20 protein-coding genes are annotated in these 25,156 nt (G+C 66.2%); 12 read left to right on the top strand and 8 right to left on the bottom strand.

Going from position 1 to position 25,156, the window contains the following annotated elements:
* The first annotated feature begins 9 nt into the window (after window positions 1–9).
* From ACNQS7_RS15145 to ACNQS7_RS15110, 8 genes are read left to right on the top strand one after another with little or no spacing between them, the layout of a single operon-like run.
* Window positions 10–1,188 (top strand): acyl-CoA dehydrogenase family protein, encoded by a 1,179-nt coding sequence (locus tag ACNQS7_RS15145; RefSeq protein ID WP_418013154.1) that lies wholly within the window; start codon window positions 10–12, stop codon window positions 1,186–1,188.
* 4 nt (window positions 1,189–1,192) lie between these two features.
* Window positions 1,193–2,299 carry an acyl-CoA dehydrogenase family protein gene (locus tag ACNQS7_RS15140; protein ID WP_418016002.1) on the top strand — a complete coding sequence of 369 codons (1,107 nt, stop codon included), beginning with the start codon at window positions 1,193–1,195 and terminating at the stop codon, window positions 2,297–2,299.
* Window positions 2,283–2,780 (top strand): MaoC family dehydratase, encoded by a 498-nt coding sequence (locus ACNQS7_RS15135; protein WP_418013153.1) that lies wholly within the window; start codon window positions 2,283–2,285, stop codon window positions 2,778–2,780. Before ACNQS7_RS15140 ends, ACNQS7_RS15135 begins: the two co-directional genes overlap by 17 nt.
* Entirely contained in the window at window positions 2,777–3,202 is a 426-nt protein-coding gene (locus ACNQS7_RS15130) for a MaoC/PaaZ C-terminal domain-containing protein (protein WP_418013152.1), read from the top strand. Before ACNQS7_RS15135 ends, ACNQS7_RS15130 begins: the two co-directional genes overlap by 4 nt.
* Entirely contained in the window at window positions 3,199–4,401 is a 1,203-nt protein-coding gene (locus ACNQS7_RS15125) for a thiolase family protein (protein ID WP_418013151.1), read from the top strand. Before ACNQS7_RS15130 ends, ACNQS7_RS15125 begins: the two co-directional genes overlap by 4 nt.
* 1 nt (window position 4,402) lies before the next feature.
* Window positions 4,403–4,819 carry a Zn-ribbon domain-containing OB-fold protein gene (locus ACNQS7_RS15120; RefSeq protein ID WP_418013150.1) on the top strand — a complete coding sequence of 139 codons (417 nt, stop codon included), beginning with the start codon at window positions 4,403–4,405 and terminating at the stop codon, window positions 4,817–4,819.
* Entirely contained in the window at window positions 4,819–6,393 is a 1,575-nt protein-coding gene (gene fadD1 / locus ACNQS7_RS15115; RefSeq protein WP_418013149.1) for a fatty-acid--CoA ligase FadD1, read from the top strand. Before ACNQS7_RS15120 ends, fadD1 begins: the two co-directional genes overlap by 1 nt.
* A gap of 37 nt (window positions 6,394–6,430) precedes the next feature.
* Window positions 6,431–7,384 carry a helix-turn-helix domain-containing protein gene (locus tag ACNQS7_RS15110; protein WP_418013148.1) on the top strand — a complete coding sequence of 318 codons (954 nt, stop codon included), beginning with the start codon at window positions 6,431–6,433 and terminating at the stop codon, window positions 7,382–7,384.
* Here ACNQS7_RS15110 and ACNQS7_RS15105 read toward each other — a convergent pair.
* Entirely contained in the window at window positions 7,348–8,067 is a 720-nt protein-coding gene (locus ACNQS7_RS15105) for a GAF and ANTAR domain-containing protein (protein WP_418013147.1), read from the bottom strand. The genes ACNQS7_RS15110 and ACNQS7_RS15105 overlap by 37 nt on opposite strands.
* Before the next feature lie 582 nt (window positions 8,068–8,649).
* Between ACNQS7_RS15105 and ACNQS7_RS15100 the strand changes: the two genes are divergently transcribed.
* Window positions 8,650–8,961, top strand: a complete 312-nt coding sequence (locus ACNQS7_RS15100) for a hypothetical protein (RefSeq protein WP_310781720.1) — start codon at window positions 8,650–8,652, stop codon at window positions 8,959–8,961.
* Between the two features lie 2 nt (window positions 8,962–8,963).
* Here the strand turns inward: ACNQS7_RS15100 and ACNQS7_RS15095 are convergent, their stop codons facing one another.
* The 5 genes from ACNQS7_RS15095 to ACNQS7_RS15075 all read right to left on the bottom strand — a co-directional run bounded on the left by ACNQS7_RS15095 (window position 8,964) and on the right by ACNQS7_RS15075 (window position 15,557).
* Window positions 8,964–11,168 carry an FUSC family protein gene (locus tag ACNQS7_RS15095; protein WP_418016001.1) on the bottom strand — a complete coding sequence of 735 codons (2,205 nt, stop codon included), beginning with the start codon at window positions 11,166–11,168 and terminating at the stop codon, window positions 8,964–8,966.
* A 23-nt stretch (window positions 11,169–11,191) separates the two neighbouring features.
* A complete protein-coding gene (locus ACNQS7_RS15090; RefSeq protein WP_418013146.1) occupies window positions 11,192–12,742 on the bottom strand; it encodes an alpha/beta fold hydrolase in 1,551 nt (516 codons plus the stop codon).
* 10 nt (window positions 12,743–12,752) lie between these two features.
* Window positions 12,753–13,238 carry a hypothetical protein gene (locus ACNQS7_RS15085; RefSeq protein WP_418013145.1) on the bottom strand — a complete coding sequence of 162 codons (486 nt, stop codon included), beginning with the start codon at window positions 13,236–13,238 and terminating at the stop codon, window positions 12,753–12,755.
* Between the two features lie 89 nt (window positions 13,239–13,327).
* Window positions 13,328–14,479: an IS30 family transposase gene (locus ACNQS7_RS15080; RefSeq protein ID WP_418013144.1), complete on the bottom strand. Its 1,152-nt coding sequence runs from the start codon at window positions 14,477–14,479 to the stop codon at window positions 13,328–13,330.
* A 388-nt stretch (window positions 14,480–14,867) separates the two neighbouring features.
* The gene (locus ACNQS7_RS15075; RefSeq protein WP_418013143.1) at window positions 14,868–15,557 is read right to left on the bottom strand and encodes an LpqN/LpqT family lipoprotein; all 690 of its coding nucleotides are present in this window, start codon (window positions 15,555–15,557) and stop codon (window positions 14,868–14,870) included.
* A gap of 162 nt (window positions 15,558–15,719) precedes the next feature.
* On the opposite strand from ACNQS7_RS15075, the gene ACNQS7_RS15070 reads away from it, so the two are divergent.
* The gene (locus ACNQS7_RS15070) at window positions 15,720–18,341 is read left to right on the top strand and encodes a GH92 family glycosyl hydrolase (RefSeq protein ID WP_418013142.1); all 2,622 of its coding nucleotides are present in this window, start codon (window positions 15,720–15,722) and stop codon (window positions 18,339–18,341) included.
* 9 nt (window positions 18,342–18,350) lie between these two features.
* On the opposite strand, the gene ACNQS7_RS15065 is transcribed toward ACNQS7_RS15070, so the two are convergent.
* Window positions 18,351–20,726 (bottom strand): lysylphosphatidylglycerol synthase transmembrane domain-containing protein, encoded by a 2,376-nt coding sequence (locus ACNQS7_RS15065; protein WP_418013141.1) that lies wholly within the window; start codon window positions 20,724–20,726, stop codon window positions 18,351–18,353.
* A gap of 145 nt (window positions 20,727–20,871) precedes the next feature.
* On the opposite strand from ACNQS7_RS15065, the gene ACNQS7_RS15060 reads away from it, so the two are divergent.
* Window positions 20,872–21,825 carry a class I SAM-dependent methyltransferase gene (locus ACNQS7_RS15060; RefSeq protein WP_418013140.1) on the top strand — a complete coding sequence of 318 codons (954 nt, stop codon included), beginning with the start codon at window positions 20,872–20,874 and terminating at the stop codon, window positions 21,823–21,825.
* On the opposite strand, the gene ACNQS7_RS15055 is transcribed toward ACNQS7_RS15060, so the two are convergent.
* Window positions 21,822–23,081, bottom strand: coding sequence for an amidohydrolase family protein (locus tag ACNQS7_RS15055; protein WP_418013139.1), 1,260 nt, complete (start codon window positions 23,079–23,081; stop codon window positions 21,822–21,824). The genes ACNQS7_RS15060 and ACNQS7_RS15055 overlap by 4 nt on opposite strands.
* Before the next feature lie 641 nt (window positions 23,082–23,722).
* Between ACNQS7_RS15055 and ACNQS7_RS15050 the strand changes: the two genes are divergently transcribed.
* Entirely contained in the window at window positions 23,723–25,102 is a 1,380-nt protein-coding gene (locus ACNQS7_RS15050; RefSeq protein WP_418013138.1) for a methyltransferase domain-containing protein, read from the top strand.
* Window positions 25,103–25,156: the final 54 nt, after the last annotated feature.

Below are 25,156 nucleotides of genomic sequence, written 5' to 3'. Positions count from 1 at the left end.
GTCGCGGTTGTGGAGTTCGAGCTCGACGACGAGCAGCGGGCGTGGCTGGCGGACGTGCGGCAGTTCCTCCGGGACAACGTCACCCCCGCGCTGCGTGCCGAGATGGCCGAGCATGACCTCGAGTTCCAGGGCGGCGAGCTGACCGCGTTCCGCCGCAAGATCGGCGAACGCGGCTGGTTCGGGCTGAACTGGCCACGCGAATACGGCGGGCTCGGGCTGACCGCGATGCACCAGCACCTGTTGATGACTGAATTCGAGTACTGGGGTGTGCCAGGCCCGGACCTCACGGTCACGTCGGTGGCGCCGATGATCATGCGGCACGGCACCGAACAGAACAAGGCGGAGTTCCTCCCGCCCATCGCCAGGGGGGAAATCGTCTGTGCTGTCGGATATTCCGAGCCCAGTGCCGGGACGGATCTGGCCAGTCTGCGTACCCGGGCCGTTCGCGACGGCGACGAATGGGTGATCGACGGGTCCAAGATCTGGAATAGCGGTGCTCAGCGCTGCACACACGAATGGTTATGCGTGCGAACCGATCCCGACGCGAAGAAACACCGTGGCATCTCGGTGATCATGGTGCCTGTCGACACTCCCGGCGTCGAGGTCCGACCGTTGTACGCGTGGTCGGGCTACCGCACCAACGAGACGTTTTTCCGCGACGTGCGGGTACCGGCCGGCAACCTCATCGGTGAGGTGAACAAAGGCTGGACCTACATCACCGGGGCGCTGGACCTGGAGCGCGGAGCGTTGACCAACGCGGGCGATCTGCGACGGGCGCTGGACGAGTTGGTGTCGCTGGCGGGTCGCCCGCTTCGCGACGGCTCGGTACCGGCCCACCAACCCGCCTTCCGACGCCGCCTGGCCCAGGCCGAGGCCGACGTCGAAGCCGCCAAGTTGATGGGGTACGAGGCGGCGTCCCTGCTCGACAGCGGACAGATACCTTCGATCGAGGTGAGTGTGGAGAAGATCTTCACCAGCGAACTGCGCCAGCGCATCGCGGATCTGGCGCTCGATCTGCTCGGACCGGACGGGCTGCTGGCACACCGCAGCGCCGCCGCGCCGCTGGGCGGGTTCTTCGAGCGCCTCTACCGGGTGTCGCCGCTGATGCGCTTCGGTGGTGGCGCCAACGAGGTGCTGCGGGATGTGATCGCCCAGCGTGGCTACGGCATGCCGTCCTACGGCCGGTGATCCGGTGCGACTACTCCCCGATCAGGATGAGCGCGATCTGGCCGCCATGTGTCGCGGCCTGTTGGCCGCGCACAGTCCTTACGACCGGAACGTCCCGCCGCCCCTGTGGAAAGTGCTTGCCGAAGCCGGCCTGCTCGGCCTGGCGATCGACGAGGAATCGGGTGGCTCGGGCGGCACGTTGAGCGATCTCGGTATCTTCTGCATCGAAGCAGGACGGGCGTTGTGCCCGAACGTCATTCACAGCACGCGCCAGGCGGCGCTGGCCATCGACTGGCTGGGTGGGCCGGCCGCGCGAGACGCCTGGTTGCCCCGACTGACGTCCGGAACGTCCAGCGCCACGACGGCACTGTGGAACCCGCGCGACGCGTCCGTGCCGGGTTCGCCGGTTCGCGGCATGGCCGACGGGAACGGACGGTGGCGGCTGTCCGGTGTGGCCGACTTCGTCGCCGACGCCGACCTGACCGACCTGATCGTCGTGGCCGCGCGAATCGATTCCGCCACTGGTGTTTTCGTCATCGATCTGGCGGCGAACGGGATCGCCGTGGAAACGCTGCCGATGATGGGTGGGTATCGCAGTTGCACCGTCACGTTCGATGAGGTGCTCGTCGAGGACGATGTTCACCTACTGGGCGCCGGTGTCTGCCCGGGTGAGTTGCGCCGCGTGGCCAATGCCGCGGTGGCGTTGCTGTGCCTGGACCTGGTCGGGGTGGGTGAGGCGGTACTGCAGCGCACCGTCGACCACACCACGATGCGTGAGCAGTTCGGCCGGCCGATCGCGTCCTTCCAGGCGGCCCAGCACCTGGTGGCCGACATGCGTATCGCGCTCTCGGCCGCCCGGCTGGCCGCGCAATCGGCGGTGTTCCGCATCGGCCGCGGTCACACCGCCACCCGGGAGACGGCTATCGCCAAGATGCATGCCACCGCGGTCAAGCAGGTCACGCTCGACGCCCACCAGCTGCATGGCGGCATGGGATATGTCGTCGACACCGACCTGCACCTGTTCTCCGAGCGCGCCAGGGTGCTGTCGACCTGGGGCGGCGGTGCCGATGTGGCGGCGAAATGGCTTGAGGATGAAATGGATTGGGAGGGGGGCAATGGACAGCCTGATTGACCCGGAATCCGCAGCGCGGGTCGGCACCGTGGTGGCGACCGCGACCGGTGAGGTGAACAAGCGGGACTGGCAACGCTGGGCCGCCGCCGTCGATGATCACAACCCGCTGTGGTTCGATACCGGCTACGCCCGAGCGCACGGGTACCGCGACGTCATCTGTCCTCCCTTGTTTCTGCAGTACGCCGTTCTCGGCGTGACCTCATTGGGCGACCTACGGCCCGACGGATCGTCTGGCGCCGTCACCGGCAGCCTGGCGTTCCCGCGCGCCCCGCGACGGATGGCCGGCGGGGAGAACACGACTTTTCACGTGCCGGCCTACCATCGCGACGAGATCGAGATGGTACGCACCATCGACTCGATCGTCGAAAAGGAGGGCCGGTCAGGCCGATTCGTGTTGGTGACGTGGCGCGGTGAATACCGCAACCAGCACCGCGAACTCATCGCCGAGGCCACCATGTCGATGATCGCCAGGCCCGCATGACCGGGCAGGTATACCTCGACGACGTCGAAACCGGAACTGGGATACCGATTTTGACCGTCACCGTCACCGAGACGCAGATGTTCTTCTTCAGCGCCGCGACGTACAACGGTCACCGCATCCACTATGACAAAGACTGGGCGCGCGGCGTCGAAGGCTACGACAACGTGCTGGTACAGGGGCCGTTGCAGGCGGCCTTGTTGTCGCGCTCACTGACCGATTGGGCCGGCGGTGCCGGCCGATTGGTGTCGTTCTCGGTGCAGAACCGGGCCATCGCGTATCCCGGTCAGGAATTGAGCTTCGGCGGCGTTGTCACCGGCAAGCGGGACCTGCTGGTAGACCTGGACATCTTCTGCCGACGTGGTGACGACGTGCTGATGCCGGGCACGGCGACCGTCTGGCTGCCGCGCAGGAACACCCCGTGACCGGCCTGCGCGGCGAGGCCGCCATCATCGGAATCGCCGAACTGCCGGCCGAGAAGCGACAAGCCGGACCGCCGTCGTTCACCCTCGACCAATATGCGCGACTGGCCAGGCTGGTGATCGAGGACGCCGGAGTGAAACCCGATGTGGTGAACGGCTTGTCGTGCCACGGCATCGCCGAGTCGGAGATGTTCGCGCCGGCGACGCTGTCGGAATACCTTGGCATCGCACTGGATTTCGGTGACCGCGTCGACCTGGGCGGTGCGACCGCCGCGGGTATGGTGTGGCGGGCCGCCGCTGCGGTCGAATTGGGCGTCTGCGGCGCCGTACTCGCGGTGGTGCCCGGATCGCAGTCGATTCCGCGCTCCGAACGGCGGCCCGCTCGCACGCCGGGGTGGTACGGGGCGTCCAGCAACGTCTACGGTTCGCCGCAGGCCGAATTCGAGATCCCGTACGGCAACGTCGGCCAGAACGCACCATACGCGCAGATCGCGCAACGCTACGCGGCCGAATACGGTTACCAGCCGGAAGCTCTTGCGAAAGTCGCGGTGGATCAGCGGACCAACGCCTGCGCCCACCCACCGGCGGTGTTTCACGGCAAGCCGATCTCCGTCGCCGACGTGCTGAACAGTCCGGTGATCGCCGACCCCATCCACATGCTCGAGACGGTGATGCGGGTTCAGGGCGGCGCCGGGGTCCTCATCGCGAATGCCGACATCGCCCGGAGTTCCCGCCACCGGCCGGTCTGGATCAAGGGATTCGGCGAGCACATCCGGTTCAAAACGCCCACCTACGCCGACGACCTGTTGCGTACCCCGATAGCCCGGGCGGCCGAGAAGGCCTTTGCGATGGCAGGTCTGGGCCGCGCGGACGTCGATGTCGCATCGATCTACGACTGCTACACCATCACCGTGCTGATGACGTTGGAAGATGCCGGATTCTGCGGAAAGGGCGAGGGTATGGAGTGGCTGACCCGGCATGACCTCACCTTCCGTGGCGACTTCCCGCTCAACACTGCCGGCGGTCAACTCTCCTACGGGCAGGCGGGCATGGCCGGTGGAATGCACCACGTGGTCGACGGGGCGCGGCAGGTGATGGGACGGGCCGCGGCCGCGCAGGTGCGCGAATGTGACACGGCGTTCGTGACCGGCAACGGCGGCATCATGAGCGAACAGGTTGCGCTGGTGCTGGGGGGTGACTGAGATGACCGAGCCCCGCCCGCTGCCCGAACCGACACCGGTGTCGCAACCGTTCTGGGATGCGTTGCGGCAACACCGCATCCGCATCCAGTACTCGCCGTCGTCCGGCAGGTACGTCTTCTACCCGCGCACGCTGGCGCCCGGGACCCTCGCCGACGACCTGGAGTGGCGCGACATCGACGGCGCCGGGACGCTGTACACCTACACCGTTGCGCGCCGACCGACCGGGCCGCCCTGGGCCGAACGCGTGCCACAGCTGCTCGCGGTCGTGCAGTGGGATGCCGGGCCGCGGGTAAGCACCGAGCTCATCGATGTGGAACCCGAGCAGATCCACGTCGGAATGCGGGTGTCGCCGGTGTTCCACGATGTTCCCGATCAGCAGGTGACCTTGTTGTACTACACCAAAGAGGCTGACTGTTAATGCCTTTCGAGACAATCCAACAGTTGCTGCGTGCTCGCCTGGACGACGACGGCATCGCGATCGCATACGGTGAGCGGAGATGGACCTGGCGCGAGCACCTCGCCGAGGCATCCGCGGAAGCATCCGCGCTGCTCGGCCTGATGGCAGCTGACCGGCCGCCGCACGTCGGCGCACTACTCGGCAACTCCCCGGCGATGCTGCGGTCGATGGCGGCCGCGGCACTGGGCGGATACGTGTTGTGCGGCATCAACACCACGCGGCGCGGGGAGGGGTTGGCCGCAGACGTCCGCAGGGCCGACTGCCAGATCATGTTGGTCGACTCCGAGCACCGTGGCCTGCTGGATGGTCTGGATCTGGCGGGGGTGACCGTTCTCGATGTCGACGGTGCCGAATACCGGGACTCGGTCTCCGTCGCGAAACCGCTGGTGCCCGTGGAGCGCAGCGGCGCCGACCCGGTGGTGATGATCTTCACCTCCGGCACCAGTGGTGACCCGAAGGCGGTCCGGTTCGCGCACGCGATGGGGGTCTTGTGCGGTGCGAGCCTGGTCGAGCGATTCGGACTGTCGTCCGAGGACGTGTGTTATCTGTCGATGCCGTTGTTTCACTCCAACGGAGTGGCGGCGGGCTGGACGGTGGCGATCGCCTGTGGCGCGACCATGGTGCCGGCGAAGTTCTCGCCAACAAGGTTCCTGGCGGACATCCGCCGTTACGGAGTCACGTACATGAACTACGTCGGCAAGCCGTTGGCCCTGGTGCTCGCCACCCCTGAGTTGCCCGATGACGCCGACAACCCCCTGCGTGCGGCATTCGGCAACGAAGCCACCGAACACGATCTCGACCGGTTCGCGCGGCGTTTCGGCTGCCGGGTGGTGGACAGCTTCGGTTCCAGCGAATTCGCCGTCGTCGTGATGCGCGAGGACGGCACACCGCCGGGATCGATCGGCAAGGGTTATCCCGGCGTCAGCGTCTACCACTCGGACACGGTAACCGAATGTGCGGCAGCAGTTTTCGATGAATACGGTGCGCTGGTCAACTTCGACGAGGCTGTCGGCGAACTGGTGAACACCTTCGGTGCCGGCGGATTCACCGGCTACTACAACGACTCCGATGCCACCGACGAGCGGATGCGTCACGGCATGTACTGGTCGGGCGACCTCGCCTACCGGGATGCCGATGGCTGGATCTACCTGGCTGGGCGCACCGCGGACTGGATGCGTGTCGACGGCGAGAATCTGGCGGCGGGCCCCGTCGAGCGGGTATTGCAGCGGTTGCCGGAGATCAACCACGTCGCCGTATACGCGGTGCCCGACGACAGCGTCGGTGACCAGGTGATGGCGGCGATCGTGCTGAACAACGGCGCGACGCTGACGCCCGGGCGGTTCGGCGATTTTCTCGCTGCGCAGCCCGATCTGTCGCCGAAGGCCTGGCCCCGGTATGTGCGGATCGCCGCCACGCTCCCGCGTACCGCCACCAACAAGGTCCTCAAACGCGAACTCATCAGCGAGGGCCCGAGTGCGGGGGACGGCGTGCTGTGGCAGCGAGAGGCGAGGGGTCTTCGCTACCGTGCGGGTTAGGGCAAGATGGGGGTGACCCGTAGAGGTGGCGGAGGCTATGAACTCTCTCGACTTTGACAGCTGCGACCTGGGCGAGACGGAAGAGTTCCTGGTGCGCAACTACACCGCGATGCGCATCGAGGCCGACGGTGAGAATCGCCGCGCCCGCATTCATCGGCGATGGGCGGGACCCGTCACCTTCGACGAGCTGTCGTTCAGTTACGACATGAGCTACGACGCCGAACCGCTGGGCAAGGTCCTGTTATGCCGGGTACACAGCGGGCGGATCCTGGAGAATTTCATCGGAGAACCCCAAGACGTGTTCGCTCCCGGCGACGTGACTTTGCTCTCGCCGCCCGAGTTGCCCTATTCCGGGCAGGTCTGCCGGGCCGGCTACGACCTCACCGGGTTGCATCCGGCGTTGCTGGACCGGGTGGCAAGCAGCGCTCCCGGCGTCCGAAGCGACCCGGTGCGGTTGACCGGTCATCGGCCGGTGACGGCCGCCGCCGGGCGGCGACTGAGTGCCGTCATCGATTATCTGCGTGACCACGTCCTGTCCGACCCGGCCGCCTGCGCCTCGCCACTGGTCGCCGGCTCCTTCGCGGCCTACCTCGCGGCTGCCGTGCTCGATGCCCTGCCGAGCAACGCCTTGCTCGACGCGACCGCCACCGACCGCCGCGACGCCGCCAAGCCGGTATTGGTGCGGCGGGCAACGGCGTTCATCGACGAAAACGCGCACCGGGACATCATGCTGAGCGACATCGCCGAGCACGTCTACGTCACGCCGCGGACCCTGCAATACATGTTCCGTCAACACCTGGACTGCACGCCCATGGACTACCTGCGCCGGATTCGGCTGCATCGCGCCCACCACGAATTGCTCAGTGGCACACGTGCGTCCACTACCGTGACGCAGATCGCCCATCGGTGGGGGTTTGCCCACGTCGGTAGGTTCGCCGCCTACTACCGGGAGATCTACGGACGCTCTCCGCACGACACATTGCGCAACTGAGAAGGCGCTGCACCGGCCGCGTCATCTGGGTGCTCGAGTCGTATCACCTTCTCGGCGATGTGCACGAGTTTGGTGTTCGATTCCTGAGACAGCCGGCGCAGCATGGTGAACGCGGCCACGGCGCTGATGTCGAAGCGTTCCATCAGGATGCCTTTGGCCTGGCCGATCACGTCGCGGCTGGCCAGCGCTGCGCGGAAGTGCTGCTGACTGCGAATCACGTTCCACGCCAGGCCGATATGCCCCGCATACAGGAGTCCCAGCTCGGCCGATTCCCCGCTGAATGCTCCTGCGGATTCGGCGTAGAAGCTGAATGCGGCCGAGGTAGCCTCCTCCTCGAACAGCGGAAACGACATCATGGAGCGGACAGGCGTCCGTTGCAGCGCCGCATCGCGATAGCTCGGCCAGCGCCGATCGGCGACCAGGTCGTCCACGCAGACGGTGCGCCGACCTCGGGCCGCCGACAGACACGGACCTTCACCGACCTCGCGCTGCACATCGTTCAACATGGACGGGTAGCGATGGTTGGTCGCCAAGGTCTGGACCGCCCCGCATTCGTCGAAGACGGTGAGCCCAACGTACTGGGCCCCCGGGACCGCGGCCACGGTGATCGCGATGATGTCGCGCAGCAGCGTCCCGAAGTCCGTCTTGCGGTTGCGTTGTAGCTCGTCAAGCTTGCTGAGCATGGTGTATACGTTCAGTCGTTCGGCCGACAGGGTCTGTTCAGGTAGTTCCGATAACCGCGAGCCGACGTCGTGGCCCCTCACGATCCCCTCCAGCAATCGGTGGCTGCAACTGACTCCACTATCCCAGGCAACCGATTGCGCCGACAACCGCCGCGGGCCGCTCAGAACGCTGCCGTCATCAGCTCGGACCAGCACAAAATGGTTGCGATAACAGGCTTTTTACCGTCGTTGCCCGTCAGCCCGCCGACCCGCGATTTTCGCGGACAGGATTACCGCGAGCGGCTTGTTTTTCGCATTTCGGCCGGGCCGCTGAAGCCACCCCGATCGATGGGCTGCTCGTTCCACCAGATCGGAACTGTGGCGCACAGTTCGGCCAACTCTTGAATCGGCAATCGGTGCGCGTAGATGTCTGGATCGGTGAAATCGAATCCCGGCGGCAGGTCTGGGGGGCCATCGCGTGACTCGTTCACGGCTCCTTCAGGAGGGTCAACGCGATGCTATCGGCGCCGTAGTGGACGAGCGCAAGAGTTTCGCAAGAAATCCGCGAACATCGGGCAAGCGCACCGCGGCACCCTGAGAGCCATGAAGATTGCGACGATACTTGCAGCAGGACTGGCGGTCGGCGCGCTGGTGACAGCGGGTCCCGCGCGGGCCGATGCGCAGTCCGATGTGCAGGAGCTGCAGCGGCAGACCTCTGAATTGCACGCGAACTGGGACAACCTCTCTCAGGCGCAGCGAAGTCAGCAATTGTCGCAGTTGCAGCGGCAGGCGACCATCGTGCAGGGCGAGGTGAACAACCTGCCGCCGGAGCAACAGCCCGAGATCCAGGCCAGGCTGACGGCGGTGACTTTCGAGCTGGCCGACATCCTTCGCAAGGTCTGGCCGGTGCCCTGAGGTCAGTTCTGTTGCGGGGCAGATATTTTGAGGCCGGCCTCGCTGTCCAGGTGGCTGGCGGCGGCAACGATGGCCCGGTCGATCTGACGCAACGGATGAAGCACCGAGGGGTGCCGTTGCGTATCGGGTCCGGACGCCGCCGGGGTGAAGGTGCTGTCATGCTGTCGCGCCAGCGCCTCGGCGGCATCCAGGGCATCGGCCGCCGAGACGACCGAAGCGGCGTGCTCGCCGTCGAGCGTCGCCACCAGTGAGTCGATATTGCGCCGAATCTGATCGGCGGCAGCCGTGACCGCGGTGGCCAGTTCCTGTGGGCAGTCCGGATTGCGGTATTGCTCGCTGCGCCTCGCCAGGATGCGGGCGTAGCGGTCGCAGGCACGGAACAATCTCAGCCGGCGCTGGATGCTGCGGCGGCCGGCGAATCCCGCGACCCCGGCCAACAACGGCTTGGCGGTCGCCCGTACCTGTTGCAGCTTGCGATCGAGCTGGCGCGCCTGCTCGGTCGGGCTTTCGGGTAGGTCGTGATTGAACATGGTCGCGATGGACGTCGCGATCAGAGCGGACAGTTCAGCCAGAAAATCGCGGGTGTCCTGCCGCAGCACGGTGCCGATGTTGGTGGGCAACACCAGGATTGCGACGGCACAACCGATCACCGCGCCGATGGCGGTCTCCTCGATCCGCACCAGCAGCACGTCGAAACTGAATTGGCCGAGAAGGCCGTACAGCAGCGCGAGCATCGTGGTGATCCAGAAGGCCATCAAGCTCTGGGTCAGCTGCATGAAATAGAAGGCGCAGAACAGACAGACGAAGATCATCACCAGCGAGGCGGTGCGGTCACCGGCGACGAGCGTGGCCACCAGGATGCCGCACGGCACGCCCAGCACGGTGCCCAGCAGTCGCTGCCAGCCCTTGGTGAGGGTATCGCCCCAGGTGTTGGTGCCGGCGAACACCACGAACGCGGCGATCACCGCCCAGTACCAGCGCGCCGGCGAAACCAGGTCGCCGGTGACGATCGCCAGCGACGCCGCGACGGACGCCTGGATGGCCTGCCGGGTGGTGGGGAGCAGTCCAGGCCGGGACTCGTCCGGTTCGCTCTGCTCACCACCGACGTCGTCGTCGGGCTCCCCCGTCGTCGCGCCGTCGGCGACGGCGTGCTCGATCTGCTCGCGCACCTCCGACGTCGCGGTGGCTGCGGAAATTACCGCCAGGGCAAGGCGGCGCACCGCCGCATCGTGGGGTTCGCAGGGCGGTGTGGGCTGACGGTCCAGAATGCCCTGCGCCTGATCGGCCGCACGGCCCAGCCCCGCCGAATTCGGAACGCCGATGGCCCAGGCGAGTTCGGTCAGCGCGGCGGCCAGTTCGACGCGCGTCGCCGCCGGGATCTCGGATTCCTCCGATGCCGCGCGGATACCGGCGATCGCAACCCATTCCACGGCAAGTTCGGCGTCATACAGCCACGGCGCCAACTGATCGCCTCCCGGCCCGAGCCACAGTGCCGCGGGGTTGGCCTTGTCCTCGATCTGGTCCTGCACCATCAGCGCCGTCTCGTTGAGCCGGGCAATCCGCACCCGCAGTCGCCGGCGACGCCGTTCGTCGAGACGTCCGCTGCGCACGACGTCGGCGGTGGTGTCGACGACGATCGCCATACGCGCTCGCAGGGAGCGAATGGTGGCTCGCAGCACCCGTTCTGGGCGATCGGGCAGCAGGTATGTGGTCATGACGAAGGTACAGAGGGTGCCTACCAGGACGGCGAGGATCATCCACGGCAGCTCGTGCACGCCGGCCCTCAGGAACAGGTTGAAGAAATAGGCCATGAACGCGACCATGCCGAGTGCCCGGCCGCGGGCACCGAACCGCCGGACATAGACGGCGAGGAACACGACGACCACGAATACCACGTCGCTGACCCATTGATAAGGCGTAAGCAGCGCGGCCGCGGTGATGGACAGGGCCGCCGGCAACGGCAACAACGCCATCGTGATCCGTTGTTGGCGGGGGTCGGGCTCGTTGACCGACCGGGCTGCGATCATCGTGATCACCGCGCCCAGCAGCGCGACGGTCAACGGTTGGTGCACCGCGCTGGTGAGCACATACATAGCCAGCAGGGAGCAGGCCAACGCGATAGTGGTGCGGGTGGCCAGGCGCAGCCGCAACAGGCCCGGGTCGGAACCGACGGTCCACGTGCGGGCGCGCTGGTAGCGCTCGGTCATCGATGCGGGGAAGTTGGCGGTCTTCATCCCGGAGGCAGGCTGAATGTCGGGATGGCGACTTGTCCGATGCAGGACTGATCGACATCGGTTCGCGGATTGTCGAGAAAAGTAGTCATGATCCGTTGGGCGCACGCCGATGCCGGAATCACGCCGTGGCCGACACCCGGGAAGCGCAACGCGACGGAGTCGGGCAGGCCGGTGGTCACCTCTTTCACCCATTGCGGCGCGGTGCTGGAGTCGAACGAACCCGACAGGATCAGGGTCGGAACCTTGCTCAACACGGGAAGTGTGTCGGCCGTGTCCGACCGGCCCAGACCCCACGCCTGGCACTCGCGAAAAATCCAGCTGCCGGTCGGGGTGATCCGCAGCACCGAGTCAGGCAGACCGGGCATCGCCCGCCGCGCCTGGGCGAGGGCCTGATCCGGGTTGGTCCAGGCGGCCATCTCCTGGCAGTACGCGCCCAACGCCAGTCCGGCACCCAACAGGCCGCGCTCGGATCCCGACGGAGCGCCGGCGGCGATCCCGGCGCCGGCCAGGGCGCCATCGCCGCGGGAGAGTTGGTAGATCATGCGGGGGATGTCGATGACCCTCGCGGGATCGGCGCTCCAGTCCAGCACCAGGGGCACCACCTTGAACCCGTCGATGGTGACGTGCGTCGGCCCACCCGTCGGGTTCGTAGTGTCGACCTCAATCGGGTTGCGGCTCAAGGTGTTCACGGTGTCGACGAATACCGTCGGCAGGTTCGGGTAGGCCGCGGCGCAGGCCGGCTGGTCGGCGCACGCCACGAAGATCGCGGCCAGACCACTGGCCGGGGCGTCCCACCAGTGGTCGACGATGTTCACGTGTGGTGCCACCACCGAATCCAGGACCATCGACCGGATGCCCTTGGGGTGGTCGCGCAGCAGTTGCTGAGCCAGGTCGGTCCCGTAGGAGACGCCGTAGACGTTCCACTGGTCGATGCCCAGTTGCTCGCGAAGGTCGGCGATATCGGCGGCGTTCTCCCTGGTGTCGTAGGCGGCGAAATCGGCACCCGAGGACGACAACCGGTTGCGGCAGGCGGCGACGGCGGCCGCGTCGAGGTCCGCCGTCGCGAGTGCCTGGAAAGCCAATTGCACTGCGCGGGTTTCGAAGTCGTCCATCTCCGGGCAGCTCAGGTGCGGGTCGCTGTGTACTGTGCCGCGCTGGTTCACGAAGATGACGTCACGGTCGGAATTCATCCCGGCCGCCACCACGGCCGGTGCGTTCAGCGTTCCGGCGCCGCCGGGGCCGCCGGCCAGGAACACGATGGGGTCGGGCTTGGCGGCATTGTTGGCGGCCTTCACCCGTGCGATCAGAATCCGGATCGTCCGGCTCTTGGGGTCGTCACGGTTCTCCGGCACGGTGAGATAACCGCAGCTGTAGTTCGAACCCAGGTCGGCCTGCGGCACTCCGGGGAAGTTGGGCTGCGGGCAGGGCGCACCCGCATACGAGACTCGGCTCGTCGATCCGTGCGAACAGCCGGCGGCACCGGCAACCAGGACCATCGACACCAGGCAGGCCAGCGGCCGGCACCCGGCGAATTTCGGCAAGGGCAAAGGACGCTGCTCAGCCGGCCGGCGTGAATTTGATGGCGGCCAGCTTGAGTCGCTCGATCGCTTCACCGAACTCCTCCGCCGTCGGAATCCGGTTGTCGCGGAACTTCAAACCCATCTGCCGCTGCGCGCGCTTGACATCGTAGGACTGCGCGCCGCGCAGGTATAGGTCGCGGGTGACGGCGCGGTCCTCGATGAGTTCGCCGCGCATCGCGGTGGTCTTGCCGTCGTAGACCACCTGTGCCGGGGCGCCGCCACGGAAGTTGAACTTCCAGGCGGCACTGGCCAGCGCGTACAGGTCGCCGTCGATGACGTGCGCGCTCACCGGGAGTCTGAATAGCTTGCCCGATTTGCGACCCGAGAAATTGAGCACCATGAACTGCTTGCGCAGCGAACCGCCGAGCGGGGTCCCCAGCAGGAAGCTCAGGGCGGGGTTGACGGCTTTGAGCAAGGCTGACGGTGGATGCCCGACGTCAACCGCATACGACTGGTCTGTCATGCGTTCAACCGTAGACAATCCCGCCGTGCCGCGGGAGATGCCTCGACTCCGCCGAGCGTGACGACAGGGTGCGGATCGGACTCTTGGATTCAGGCGGTGGCTGCAACGAATGTGGACGGGTCTGAGAGTAGTCGGTCGAGTTCTTCGGCGGGTGTGCGCCAGCCGAAGCGTTTGCGGGGTCGTGCGTTGAGTTCCGCGGCGACCTCGTCGAGCCAGCCGGGGCCGTAGAACGACAGGTCGGTGCCTTTGGGGAAGTACTGGCGTAGCAGGCCGTTGGTGTTTTCGTTGGTGCCGCGTTGCCAAGGGGTGTGTGGGTCGCAGAAGTAGATCGGCAGGCCGGTGGCCTCGGTGATCTGGGTGTGCAGGGCCATCTCGCTGCCTTGGTCCCAGGTCAGCGAGCGACGCAGGACCTCCGGGATTTCGGGAATCTTGGCGGTCATCGCCTCGGCCAGGGTGGCCGCCGTGTGGTCACCGGGCAGCTTGAGCAGCACCACGAATCCCGTGGTGCGCTCGACCAGGGTGCCGATCGCTGAGCCCGAGGCGGTGCTGCCCAGGATCAAATCCCCTTCCCAATGTCCAGGGATCGCGCGGTCATCGGCTTCGGCGGGACGCTCGCTGATGTTGATCATCCCCTTGAGCTTGCCTACGCCAGTTTCGCTGCGGCCCTGTGGCTTTCGCCGAGTCCTGCCGGTACGCAACGCGGTCTTGACCAGCCGGGCCAGCTCCCCGCGCGGCTGGACATACATCGCCTGATAGATCGTCTCGTGTGACACCCACATCTCCGGATCGTCGGGGTAATCTTCGCGTAGCCGGCCCGCGATCTGCTCGGGGCTATGGTTCTTCTCCAACCGTGCCACCACCTCGGCCAACAGTGCAGGCCTGGACTCAAGGTGACGCAGTTTGGGGCGCTTGCGGTTGGCCTCAGCCACGTCCTGGCCGACCCTGGCCCGATACCCCGAACCGGTCATCCCCTTGACCACCTCGCGCTCGATGGTGTCACGATGGCGGCCCAGCCGCTGCGCCGCGTCCCGCGGGGCGCAGCCAGATTCGAGCAACTCCTCAAGTCGGCACCGTTCGATGAACGTCAACGGCGCGCGCGGTCGACGCGCCGCATCGATCTCAGCTTCGGCGCAGGGTCGGGTTCTGGGCACATAACCAGCCTGTTTGACCCAGATACGGGCCCGGGTGAGCGACACGCCGGCGTGCACCGCGGCCTGCTCGGGGGAATCGCCCGAATACATCGCTGCCCAAAACGCTTCCCGGACAGCAGCCGCGTACCGAATCCCATGATGTCGGGCCACCGGCGGATACCCCGCGGCCCGAGCCCATTTGTTGCCCGTAGTGTGCGACACCCCAGCCACCGTTGCCGCCGCCGTTCGCGACAAACCCGACCTGACACCCTCCAAGAACACGGCCCGCGCCGCATCCAACTCCGCCTGTTTGCTACTCAAACCTGCCAACGACACCAGACAACACCCCTAAACCGATCAGGTGTTGCAGCGACCACTTGAGTCTGAGACTGAAATCTCACCCTCAGTTCACGCTCGGCGGGCCGGATCGCCCGCGCCGGGCAAAAGCAAAGCGCCGCGGAGCGCATAGGCCCCGCGGCGCTTTGGCTTCGCGTACCGATCAGGGGGTGATTGTGGTCTGGTCGTCGATAACCGCCGTGGCGTCCATCAACGGCCCGGCCTCGGAGTCGAGCCCGTCGGCGTCGAGCTGGAGCACGAACAGACCGTTCGGCCCGGTGATCACCACCGTCTTCTGGGCCACCGTGCGCTTCTTGCCGTTCTTGGTGTAGGACCCGCCGAACTGCCACGCCGGGAAGCCGCCGAGGGTGGATTCTTTGCCGTTCGCGCTGCCGCCCTCGAATTCGGGCAGGTTCTTCAATTCACCGGGAGCGTATTCGAGGATTTTCTTCGGGTCGGCATTGCCTTCCAGCTTGGAGACGATGGCCACGATCGTAGGTGCGTCGTTAGGGTCGGCCGGCGCGTCGAAGACGATGCCGCCGTAGGGCGCGCCCTGTCCTTCGGGAACGCTGTGCCAGCCGTTGGGTACCGGCAGGTTGATGGTCGGGGAGCCAGGGTCGCCGTGGTGCACCGGCACCTCCTTGAGGTTGGCTTCCCGGATGTAATCGGCAATCGTCTTGTTCGCCTGCGCCCCCGGCGTTGCGCTGGTCGTGGTGGTGGAGGTGGCCGTCGACGTCGAGGTGGACGTGCTCGTCGACGTCAATGTCTTGACTTCGGTCTTGGTTTCGGAGTGGCAGCCAACCAGCGTCAGGCTCAGTGCCACCGTTGCGACTACTGCCGTCAGGTCCTTCATCTATCGCATCTCCAGGAGTTGTGGCACCGGTATCTGTGCCGGTGACGTCGCAGAAGAGACTAGCCGAATTGCGTAATTGGTAGTCGGTATGCGTCAGATACGTTAGGTGGGTCGTTTGACGAAAAGGCCACTCGAATACCGCGCGTGCAGTAAGAGACATCTATGCGGTCCCGCAGGTCGCTGAGAGTCACCGTCGCCATTGTCGCGGCGCTGGCTCTCTTCGTGCCGTTCTTTCTGCTGTCTCCCACCGCCTACGACGGCGAACCCGCGGCGGTGACCAATCCGGTGGAACATGTCGACACTCTCGTGGGCACCGGTACCGGGGGCGACATCGTCGGGGAGATCAACAATTTCCCGGGTGCCACCGTCCCGTTCGGCATGGTGCAGTACTCACCGGACACCGTCCACAATTACGCCGGTTACGACCACGCCAACGAGCGTGCCACCGGATTCAGCATGACCCACGCCTCGGTCGGCTGTCCCGCCTTCGGCGACATCTCCATGCTGCCGACCACCAGTCCCGTCGGGTCACAGCCCTGGCGGGCGTGGGACCGAATCGCCCACGACAACACGGAGTCCGGTGTCCCGGGCTATTACACGGTGCAATTCCCCGATACCGGTGTCAAAGCCGAACTCACCGCCACGACCCGAACCGGGCTGGGCCGGTTCAGCTATCCGCGGGACAACCAACCGGCGCTGCTGCACGTGCGCTCGGGTGCATCGCTGGCCGGCAACTCGCGCGCGGCCATTGCGCTCGGCGAGGACAACACCACGATCACCGGGTGGGCGACCAGCGGATCGTTCTGCGACAAACAGAACACCTACACGGTGTATTTCGCGATGGAGTTCAACCAGCCGTTCATCTCGTACGGGACCTGGGACGGCTATTCGGTGTATGACGGTGCCCGCCAGGCGAATTCGCCGTACAGCGGCGGTTACGTGTTGTTTCCGGCGGGCGCCGTGCTCGAGGTGCGGACCGCCATCTCCTACGTGAGCATCGAGGGCGCACGGGCGAATCTGGTCGCCGAGCGGGGGACTTTCGACGGTGTCCGCGCCGCCGCGGCGAGCGCGTGGAACGATGCGCTGTCGCGGATCACGGTGTCCAGCCGCACCCCAGGGGACGTGACGACCTTCTACACCTGCCTGTACCGGTCGTTGTTGCATCCCAACACCTTCAACGACACCGACGGCCGCTTCATCGGGTTCGACAGCGCGATTCACACGGTGGCACCGGGGCGTACGCAGTACGCCAATTTCTCGGACTGGGACACCTACCGCAGCCTGGCCGCGCTGCAAGGACTGCTGTTCCCGAAGGAAGCCAGCGACATGGCTCAATCTCTGGTCACCGATGCGGAGCAGAGCGGGTCACTGCCCCGCTGGGCGCTGGCGAATGCCGCGACGAGCCAGATGACCGGCGACAGCGTGGTCCCGCTGATCGTGAGCCTGTACATGTTCGGGGCCAAGGACTTTGACACCGCGGCGGCCCTGCGTTTCATGGTCAGCGGTGCGACCCGGGGTGGTGCCGGTGTCGACGGCTACGTCGAGCGACCGGGTATCGGCGCCTACCTGCAGCTGGGATACGTCCCACAACTCACCGAGTTCGGTCCCGGCGCCTCGATCACTCTGGAGTGGTCCATCGATGACTTCGCCATCTCCCGATTCGCCGCCGCACTGGGTGAGGACGGGACCGCGGCCGAATTCCAGAACCGGGCACAGTACTGGCAGAACCTGTTCAATCCCACCACCGGTTACATCTCACCGCGCAGCCCCAGCGGCCTCTTCCGCGACGGCCCCGGGTTCCGGGAATCCACCTCGGCTTTCGGTCAGCCCGGTTACGACGAGGGCAACGCCGAGCAGTATCTCTGGCTGGTGCCGCAGAACGTCGCCGGCCTGGTGACCGCCCTCGGTGGGCGCAAGGCGGTCACGGCGCGCTTGGACCGATTCACCAAGCGGCTCAACGAGGGTCCCAACGAGCCTTACCTATGGGCCGGCAACGAACCGTGCTTCGGCGTGCCGTGGCTGTACAACTACGTCGGTGAGCCGTGGCGGACGCAGCGCACTGTCGACCGCGTCCGTGGGCTGTTCGGCCCGACGCCGGACGGCGCACCGGGCAACGACGATCTCGGCGCGATGTCCAGCTGGTACGTCTGGGCCGCACTCGGGATGTATCCGGTCACCCCGGGCACTGCACTGCTCAGCATTAACACCCCATTGTTCGATCGCGCCGTCATCGCCTTGCCGACCGGACAATCCATCAGGATCACCGCGCCGGGCGCCTCGGGTTTCAACCGCCTGAAATACATCAGGGCTCTGCGCGTCAACGGCGAACCGAGCGACCGGACATACCTCCCCGAGACTTTGATCGGCACCGGCGGTGATCTTGCCTTCTCACTCGGGTCGCGGCCGGACAGCTGGGGTACTGGACCGTCCTCGGCGCCGCCGTCGTTCGGCACGGGTAGTGCGGCGGTAACCGTCAACGTCGCGCACCCGGTCGTCACGATCACACCTGGGACGACAGGCACGGTGCGGCTGGACGCCCAGCGGATGATCGAGGGGCCCCGCGACTACACGGTCACCGGTACGTCGTATGCGCCGGGAATCACGGTCAAACCGGCCTCCGGCCCCTTCGATGACGAGGGGGCCGCGAAGGTGGACGTCGCGATCACGGTGGCGAAGTCCGTATCCGAGGGTTACTACCAGGTGTATCTGACCACGACCGTCGCCGGGAGCAGTAGATATCTGACGATCATGGTCGACGTCGCGGGGGCAGAGTCCGCCGAATGAGTCTGGTGCTCAGACCATTTCGTTTTTGGTGAGCCACCGCATCACCGGCCACCCGACGAACACCGGGAGCCAGCAGGTGAGCACCCGGTACAGCAGCACCGAGGGCACCCCGATGGCGGCGGGCACGCCGAAGGCGGCGAGCCCACCGATCAGCGCGGCTTCCACGGCCCCGACCCCGCCCGGCGTCGGCGCCGCTGAAGCCAGCGTTCCGCCGACCATCGTCACCACCGTCACGGTGACGAACGTCGTCCCGCCGCCGAACGCTTCGACACTGGCCCACAACGCCAGCGCCGCGCCCAAAGTTGTTCCGGCGGCTCCCAATACGATCAGCCCGAGTCGCTTGGGCTCCCGAGCCAGATCGGTCAGGTCGCGGGTCACCTCGCCGACCTTCGGACGCAATTCGGTTGCCAGCCAACGTCTCAGGTTCGGCACCAGCAAGAAGGTGCCGATGATGCCCAGTGCCACACCGGCGATCAGGTACAGCACCGTGGCGTTGGGGACGAAGTGCGAGAGATCGGTCGATGTCCCGGCCACCGCGCTGAACAAGATCAGCAACGCCAGGTGAACGATCACCTGCACCGACTGCTGCAGCGCCACCGCCGCGGTGGCGCGCAGCGCGGTCAGCCCGCCCTTCTGCAGGAACCGGGTACTCAACGCCAGGCCGCCGACGCCGGCCGGCGTTGTGGTTGCCGCAAACGTATTGGCCACCTGCATGATTGACAGCTTCCAGAAGCTCACCGCGCCGTCGGCGCAGGCCCACAGCGCCCCGGCCGCACCGACATAGGTCAGCGCCGACACCGACAGGCCCAGCAGCGCCCACCACCAGTTCGCAGTCCGGAGTTCGTGGAAGAAGGTCGGCACGGTGCTGATGAAGGGGTAGGCGACATAGACCAGAGCGCCGATCAACACCAGTTGGATGAACTGGCTGCGGCTGAACCGGGTGATGGTCTCGGTTTCGATTTCGTCGGCACCGGTCTGGCGCTTGACCTCGGCCCGCGCGTCGGCCATCACCGCTTTCGGGTTGGCCACCGTTTGCCGGATACGTTTGGGCACAGCGGCTTTGGTCAGCCTACGGGATGCGGTCAGGATGGTGTCTTTGCCGAAAGCCGCGATCGCCGCGCCGACCGCGGACTCCGCGTCATACAGCGCCGACGTCGTCACCAGAAGCTGGGCGATGTCGGACTGCAGCTGGGCGTCAGTAGCGCCGTACTCGGCGGCGCCGAACCCGCCGAAGAGCACCTTGCCGTCGGCGACCGTGATCTCGTTGCAGCGCAGGTCGCCGTGCGAGATCTGGTGGCCGTAAAGGACATGCAGGGATTCCCAGACACTGGTGACCGGTGTGTCGTCGGCGCATTCGTCGAGCGGAATGCCCTGCACTGGCTGGTGGGCGTACATCGTCCAGCCGCGATCCAGGGCAGCCAGCGCGATCGCGGAGGTGTTGGCGACACCGGTGTCGGCGATCGCGATCGCCATCAGTGCGCGATGCTCGACGGCGCGGCGCAGGGAGGTTTGCAGGGGTGCGGTCTCGGAACCGCGCAGCCGCAATTTCCACCACACTTGGCGCAGGGCGCCGCCGCTGCGCTGGTGCGGGCCGTACAACTCGACGGCCGCGCGGGCAGAGGGTTCGGTCGACTCGGCCGACAACACCAGCGGTCCGGGTCCGCCCGGGCGTATCACCAGGAGCCGCGACACCAGAAATCCGCGCCTGGCCATGGCGCGGACCGCGCCGTCCAGTGGCACCTCGAGGGCGGGCGTGCCGACCACCAGCACGACGAAAGCGCCGACGAACCAGCCCACCGAGAGTCCCACCACCGCGCGGGCCGGCACGATTGCGCTCACCACGAGGTGGATTGGCACGAACGCCAGGAGCAATGCCCACCACCAGTGCCGCCAGCGCGCCGGGAGCCAGGGTCCCGACACGGTCAGCACCGCCGCGAGCATCGCGATCCAGCGCGGGTCATCGAGAAACTGGGCCGGCACGGTGGTGAGCTTGTCGTTCAGGTCGAAGTGCCACCTCGGCGCGGCGATGCGGTTGCTGCTGATCGACAACGGGAGAACCGCCATCAGTGCGGCCGCCCCGTATGCGCCCAGGAGCTTCCACTGACGGGACAGGATCAAGCCGATCAGGATCACGAACGGCAGCGCCAGGATCGCGATGCCGTACACCAGGTACACCAGATCGGACTGGGTCGGGGTGAGGACCCCGACGATCTCTGAGATCGACTTCTCCAGCGCGACCCAGCGAGGACGGGTGATCAGGGAGCTGGTCACCACCGCCACGAGGGCGACGGCGGCCAGGGCGAGCCGGATGATGTCGTTGGTGCGGCGGGTCAGCGGTTGCAGCAGGCTGCCGGACACGGTGATGTCGCGGCCGTCAACTCGCATGTGCAGGGGTCCTTTGAGGTCCTTGTGATCCGTCTTCCGAATTGCCGCTGTTGTCTGTTCTACGACAACTTAACGTGCCGGCCGGTTCACATCCTGCTCACGTAGTGTCGGCACAGTCGTGTGTTGGGGAGTAGGAGGACTGGGCGTGGTGCGGACCGAGAACGACACCTGGGAGATCACCGAGAGTGTGGGGGCCACGGCGCTGGGCGTTGCCGCGGGCCGGGCGGCCGAGACCGAGAGCGACAATCCGCTGATCAGCGACCCGTACGCGCGGATTTTTCTGGATGTGGTCGGCGACGGAATCTGGAACTGGTTTGCCACGCCGGACCTGCCGCAGGAACTTGTCGAGGCCGAGCCGCAGCTACCGGTCCAGATGCAGTCGATGGTGAATTACATGGCCTCCCGCACGGCCTTCTTCGACACCTTCTTCCTGGACGCCACCCGCTCCGGGGTCAGCCAGGTGGTGATCCTGGCGGCCGGCCTGGATTCGCGGGCGTGGCGGTTGCCATGGCCGGACGGCACGACGGTCTACGAACTCGACCAGGCGAAGGTGCTGGAATTCAAGGCGTCCACGATCGCCGAGCATGGCGCCGACCTCGGCGCCGAGCCCACCTGCAACCGTGTGGCCGTTGCGGTTGACTTGCGGCACGACTGGCCGGCAGCGCTGCGCGAGGCCGGATTTGATCCCGCCGCCCCGAGTGCCTGGTCGGTGGAAGGACTGTTGCCCTATCTACCGGCCGCCACGCACGAGCTGTTGTTCGAACGCATCCAGGAGCTTGCGTCGGCGGGCAGCCGGATCGCGGTGGAGGCACCCGGGCCGGATTGGATGGACGAAGAGGTGCGGGCGCGGCGGCGGGAGCGGATGGACCGGCTGCGCGCGGTGATGGCGAAGGTCGAACCGGACCGTGAGATGCCGCGAACCGACGAGCTGTGGTACTTCGAGGAGCGCGAAGACGTCGGTGAATGGTTGCGCAGACACGGCTGGGACGCGACGGTGACGCCGTCCCCGCAATTGATGGCCGGCTACGGACGCGGCATCCCGGACGGGGTGGAGGACACCTCGCCGCGAACTCAGTTCGTCTCGGCGGTGCGCGGCTAGCTGACCTTCCCCTTCACCAGCCGGCCGTCCTTGATGATCGCGGTGAACGCCTCGTCCGGACGGGCGATCAGCGAGATGTCGGCCACCGGGTTGCCGTCGACGAGGATCAGGTCTGCCAGAGCGCCCTCGGCGACCACGCCCAGCCGCCCCGGATAGGGGTTGCGCGGGCCGGACATGGCGAGCAGCTCGGCGTTGCGGACGGTGGCCTGCTGCAGCACTTCGGCGGGAGTGAACCAGCGGGTCAGCTTGGCCAGCTGGGCGCCCTGGCGTTTGGCGAGTGCGGCGTCGAACAACGTGTCGGTGCCGAACGCGATCTTGACGTTGTGCTTGATGGCCAGCTCGTAGGCGGTGTCGGTGCCGGTGACCATCTGCTGGAACTTGGGCACATTGCCGGGCGGCACCGTCACGGCGTCTTCATCGTCGAGAAAGGGTTGCAGGCACCACCACACGTCCTTCTCGGCCAGCAGCGCAGCCGTCTGGTCGTCGATGAGATGCCCGTGTTCGACGCAACGGACGCCGGCGGCCACCGCGGTGCGGATCGCCCGGGGCGTGTAGGCGTGCACGGTGACGTACGTGCCCCAGTTCTCTGCGGCCTGAACCGCGGCCCGCATCTCGGCCTCGGTGAACTGGGAGACATCGAGCGGGTCGTATGCCGAGGCGACGCCACCGCCCGCCATCAACTTGAGTTGTGAGGCGCCCCGGCGGAGCATTTCGCGCGCCCCACGCAACACTTCGGCTTCGCCGTCGGCGATCACGGCTGCCCCGATGATCTCGATGTAGCTGAGGTGGCCGCAGATGCCGCGGGGTACCTCATGCGGCATCCGGAAGTCGCCGTGCCCGCCGGTCTGCGAGATGAAGCCCCCCGCCGGGTAGATGCGCGGCCCGAGAATCGTGCCGTCGTCGATCGCCTGCTTGATGCCGAATACCGGACCACCGAGGTCGCGGACGGTGGTGAAGCCGCGCAGCAAGGTCTCCTCGGCGCTGACCACAGCCCGGGCGAAGACGTAACCGAGTTCGCTGACCTGGGCCACCAGCGCCGAGATGGTGGTGAACATCGCGTGCCAGTGCGCGTCGATCAGGCCGGGCATCAAGGTCTTGCCGGTGCCGTCGATCTTCGGGCCATTGGCGTCGCCGTCGGGTGGCGTGATCGACTCGATGAGGTTGTCGCGCAGCGTGACATCCTGCGGCCCGGTGATCCGGCCCTCGATGCTGTCGAAGATGTTGACGTTCGAGATGCGGAGCGCGTCGGTAGTCATCTCATCCAGTGTCGCCTAGAGCGGGGCGGGTGGACGCGCGGGCTGTGGTGTGTCGGCCGTACACCATCAGCTGAGCCGTACGTGTTCGTCGCATGACAGACGTTTAAATCCACGTCAAGACAAATCATTCGCAGGATATCGAAAACCATTGTGGCCACTACTTTTTGATGGTATTCGTTGTCGAACCTGCTACGGGCATCAGGCCCGAGGTGCAATCCGATTCGCCTTTGCGGGCCATGAATTAGGTGAGCTGATGTGTTGCTTTTTCGACCCCGGATTTCTCGGTGTGGTGAGCCTGCGATACCAACCTTTCCGCAGTGTGATCGGTTGGTGGAACGGGCATCGGCACGATCATTCGTCAGGATCCCGACATCAGCCCACTGCGTGCGGCCTGCCAATACCAAAGATGGCTTTAAGTGAAGCGCTGGGTGTCGTTGACAAGAGGCGCAGTACGCCCCGCCGCGGAAAATGACCAGGCGGCCGTTATAGACGCGGGCTCGGCGCCAGGATGCCCGTCGAATTCGAATCCGTTGTCGTGAAACGCGGCGACTGAAAGTAGGTCTGACATCGCAAACGCGACAACCGGACGGGTCGCCACCAATGCGATTCGCCGAGGATTCGACCGCGGATTCACAGAGAGCATGACGCGGGACTTCTACGACTCGGAGGACGCCACGTATCGCACGTTCTGGGATCCCGATGGAAGCTTGCACTGGGGCATCTTCGAGGACCACAGCACCGGGTTCCTCGCTGGCTGCCAGCGGTGGAACGAGGAGATGCTGCTCGCCGCCGGGATCGGGCCGACATCGCGTGTGCTCGACCTTGGTTGTGGCAACGGGTCCGTCGCCGCCTGGCTGGCGCGAGAAACCGGCGCGGCCGTTACCGGGATTGACCTGAGCGCAGTCCGGATCACCAGCGCCCGCGGCCTTGCCGCGGAGAATCCGGACTTGCGCCTCGCGTTCACCATCGGGTCAGCGGCGGCGCTGCCGTTCGACGACGGCGCGTTCACCCACGTCTTGAGCCAAGCCGCTCTCTACCACGTACACGCACGCGAGACGGCGCTCGGCGAGGCTATGCGAGTGCTCGAACCGGGCGGCATCTTCGCTTTCGACGATTTGGTAACGCCCGTACGACCGGTGAGTAGGCTCGCGCGCGAGGTGATCTACGACCGGCTTCTGTTCGAGCCCACGTTCTCGGCCGACGAGTACGTCGATGCCCTCGCACGGCACGGCTTCGTGGTCTACGAAACCCGTGATCTGAGCACGCATCTCGCCCACAGCTATGAACTCTTGTCGGACCGTGCGCAGCACTTGTGCCCGAGCCTGGCGAGAGCCTATCGGCGGATCCCTGAAGTAGTGCAAAGCGGGCACGTGGGCTGGAGTTTCTTCCTCTGTCAAAAGGTCGTCGGTAAGCTCGCGTGGATCTACCAGCCGGACCGATGGCTGAGCCTGGAGCAGAAATACGACGCTTGGGCCCCGAGCTACGACGCCGACCTTGGCAACAGCTATCTCGAGAACCCTCGCCGCGCCGCTGCGCTGCTATCCCGTTGCCTGCCTGCGGGCGCCGGCCCGCTACTCGATGCGGGAGCCGGCACCGGACTCGTCGGCGAGGAACTGCGCAGGCTCGGGCATACCGATCTCACCGCGCTCGACAGATCCGGGGGGATGCTCGCGCATGCGCAGGCCAAGGGGGTATACCGCTGGCTGGTGCACGGGACACTGGCCGAGGCGCCGAGCCTGTTTCCCGAACAGTATTTTTCTGCCGTCGTCGCAGTCGGCGTATTCACCTTCGCGCACGCAGAAGCCACCGATCTCGCCGCGCTGGATCGGATTCTCGAGCCGGGTGGGTTTCTCGTCATAGCCGTCAGCGTCGATTACCTCTCTCGATACCGCGCGCTGAGCAAGACGCTCGGCGATCTCGGGTACGAAGCAGTCGCACGCGACTCATACGACATCGTCGACGGCGAGCCGATGAATGTCTTGGCCTATCAGAAGCCCAACCCGATCGTGGGGGTCGCCTGATGGGTTCGCGTGACGCACGGTGGGCGCCCTGGGGCAGCATCGCCGAAGACATGG

The organism is Mycobacterium sp. 23, from assembly GCF_048287075.1.
Classification (GTDB): domain Bacteria; phylum Actinomycetota; class Actinomycetes; order Mycobacteriales; family Mycobacteriaceae; genus Mycobacterium; species Mycobacterium gordonae_B.
Note: the sequence above shows the minus strand (reverse complement) of the source record. Positions and strands in the feature narration are given on the sequence as shown.

Coding starts and splice junctions, on each gene's coding strand:
- ACNQS7_RS15135 (WP_418013153.1), top strand. CDS start 2,283: ATGGACAGCCTGATTGACCCGGAATCCGCAGCGCGGGTCGGCACCGTG.
- ACNQS7_RS15130 (WP_418013152.1), top strand. CDS start 2,777: ATGACCGGGCAGGTATACCTCGACGACGTCGAAACCGGAACTGGGATA.
- ACNQS7_RS15120 (WP_418013150.1), top strand. CDS start 4,403: ATGACCGAGCCCCGCCCGCTGCCCGAACCGACACCGGTGTCGCAACCG.
- fadD1 (WP_418013149.1), top strand. CDS start 4,819: ATGCCTTTCGAGACAATCCAACAGTTGCTGCGTGCTCGCCTGGACGAC.
- ACNQS7_RS15110 (WP_418013148.1), top strand. CDS start 6,431: ATGAACTCTCTCGACTTTGACAGCTGCGACCTGGGCGAGACGGAAGAG.
- ACNQS7_RS15105 (WP_418013147.1), bottom strand. CDS start 8,067: ATGCTCAGCAAGCTTGACGAGCTACAACGCAACCGCAAGACGGACTTC.
- ACNQS7_RS15100 (WP_310781720.1), top strand. CDS start 8,650: ATGAAGATTGCGACGATACTTGCAGCAGGACTGGCGGTCGGCGCGCTG.
- ACNQS7_RS15095 (WP_418016001.1), bottom strand. CDS start 11,168: ATGACCGAGCGCTACCAGCGCGCCCGCACGTGGACCGTCGGTTCCGAC.
- ACNQS7_RS15085 (WP_418013145.1), bottom strand. CDS start 13,238: ATGACAGACCAGTCGTATGCGGTTGACGTCGGGCATCCACCGTCAGCC.
- ACNQS7_RS15080 (WP_418013144.1), bottom strand. CDS start 14,479: ATGTATTCGGGCGATTCCCCCGAGCAGGCCGCGGTGCACGCCGGCGTG.
- ACNQS7_RS15075 (WP_418013143.1), bottom strand. CDS start 15,557: ATGAAGGACCTGACGGCAGTAGTCGCAACGGTGGCACTGAGCCTGACG.
- ACNQS7_RS15070 (WP_418013142.1), top strand. CDS start 15,720: ATGCGGTCCCGCAGGTCGCTGAGAGTCACCGTCGCCATTGTCGCGGCG.
- ACNQS7_RS15065 (WP_418013141.1), bottom strand. CDS start 20,726: ATGCGAGTTGACGGCCGCGACATCACCGTGTCCGGCAGCCTGCTGCAA.
- ACNQS7_RS15055 (WP_418013139.1), bottom strand. CDS start 23,081: ATGACTACCGACGCGCTCCGCATCTCGAACGTCAACATCTTCGACAGC.
- ACNQS7_RS15050 (WP_418013138.1), top strand. CDS start 23,723: ATGACGCGGGACTTCTACGACTCGGAGGACGCCACGTATCGCACGTTC.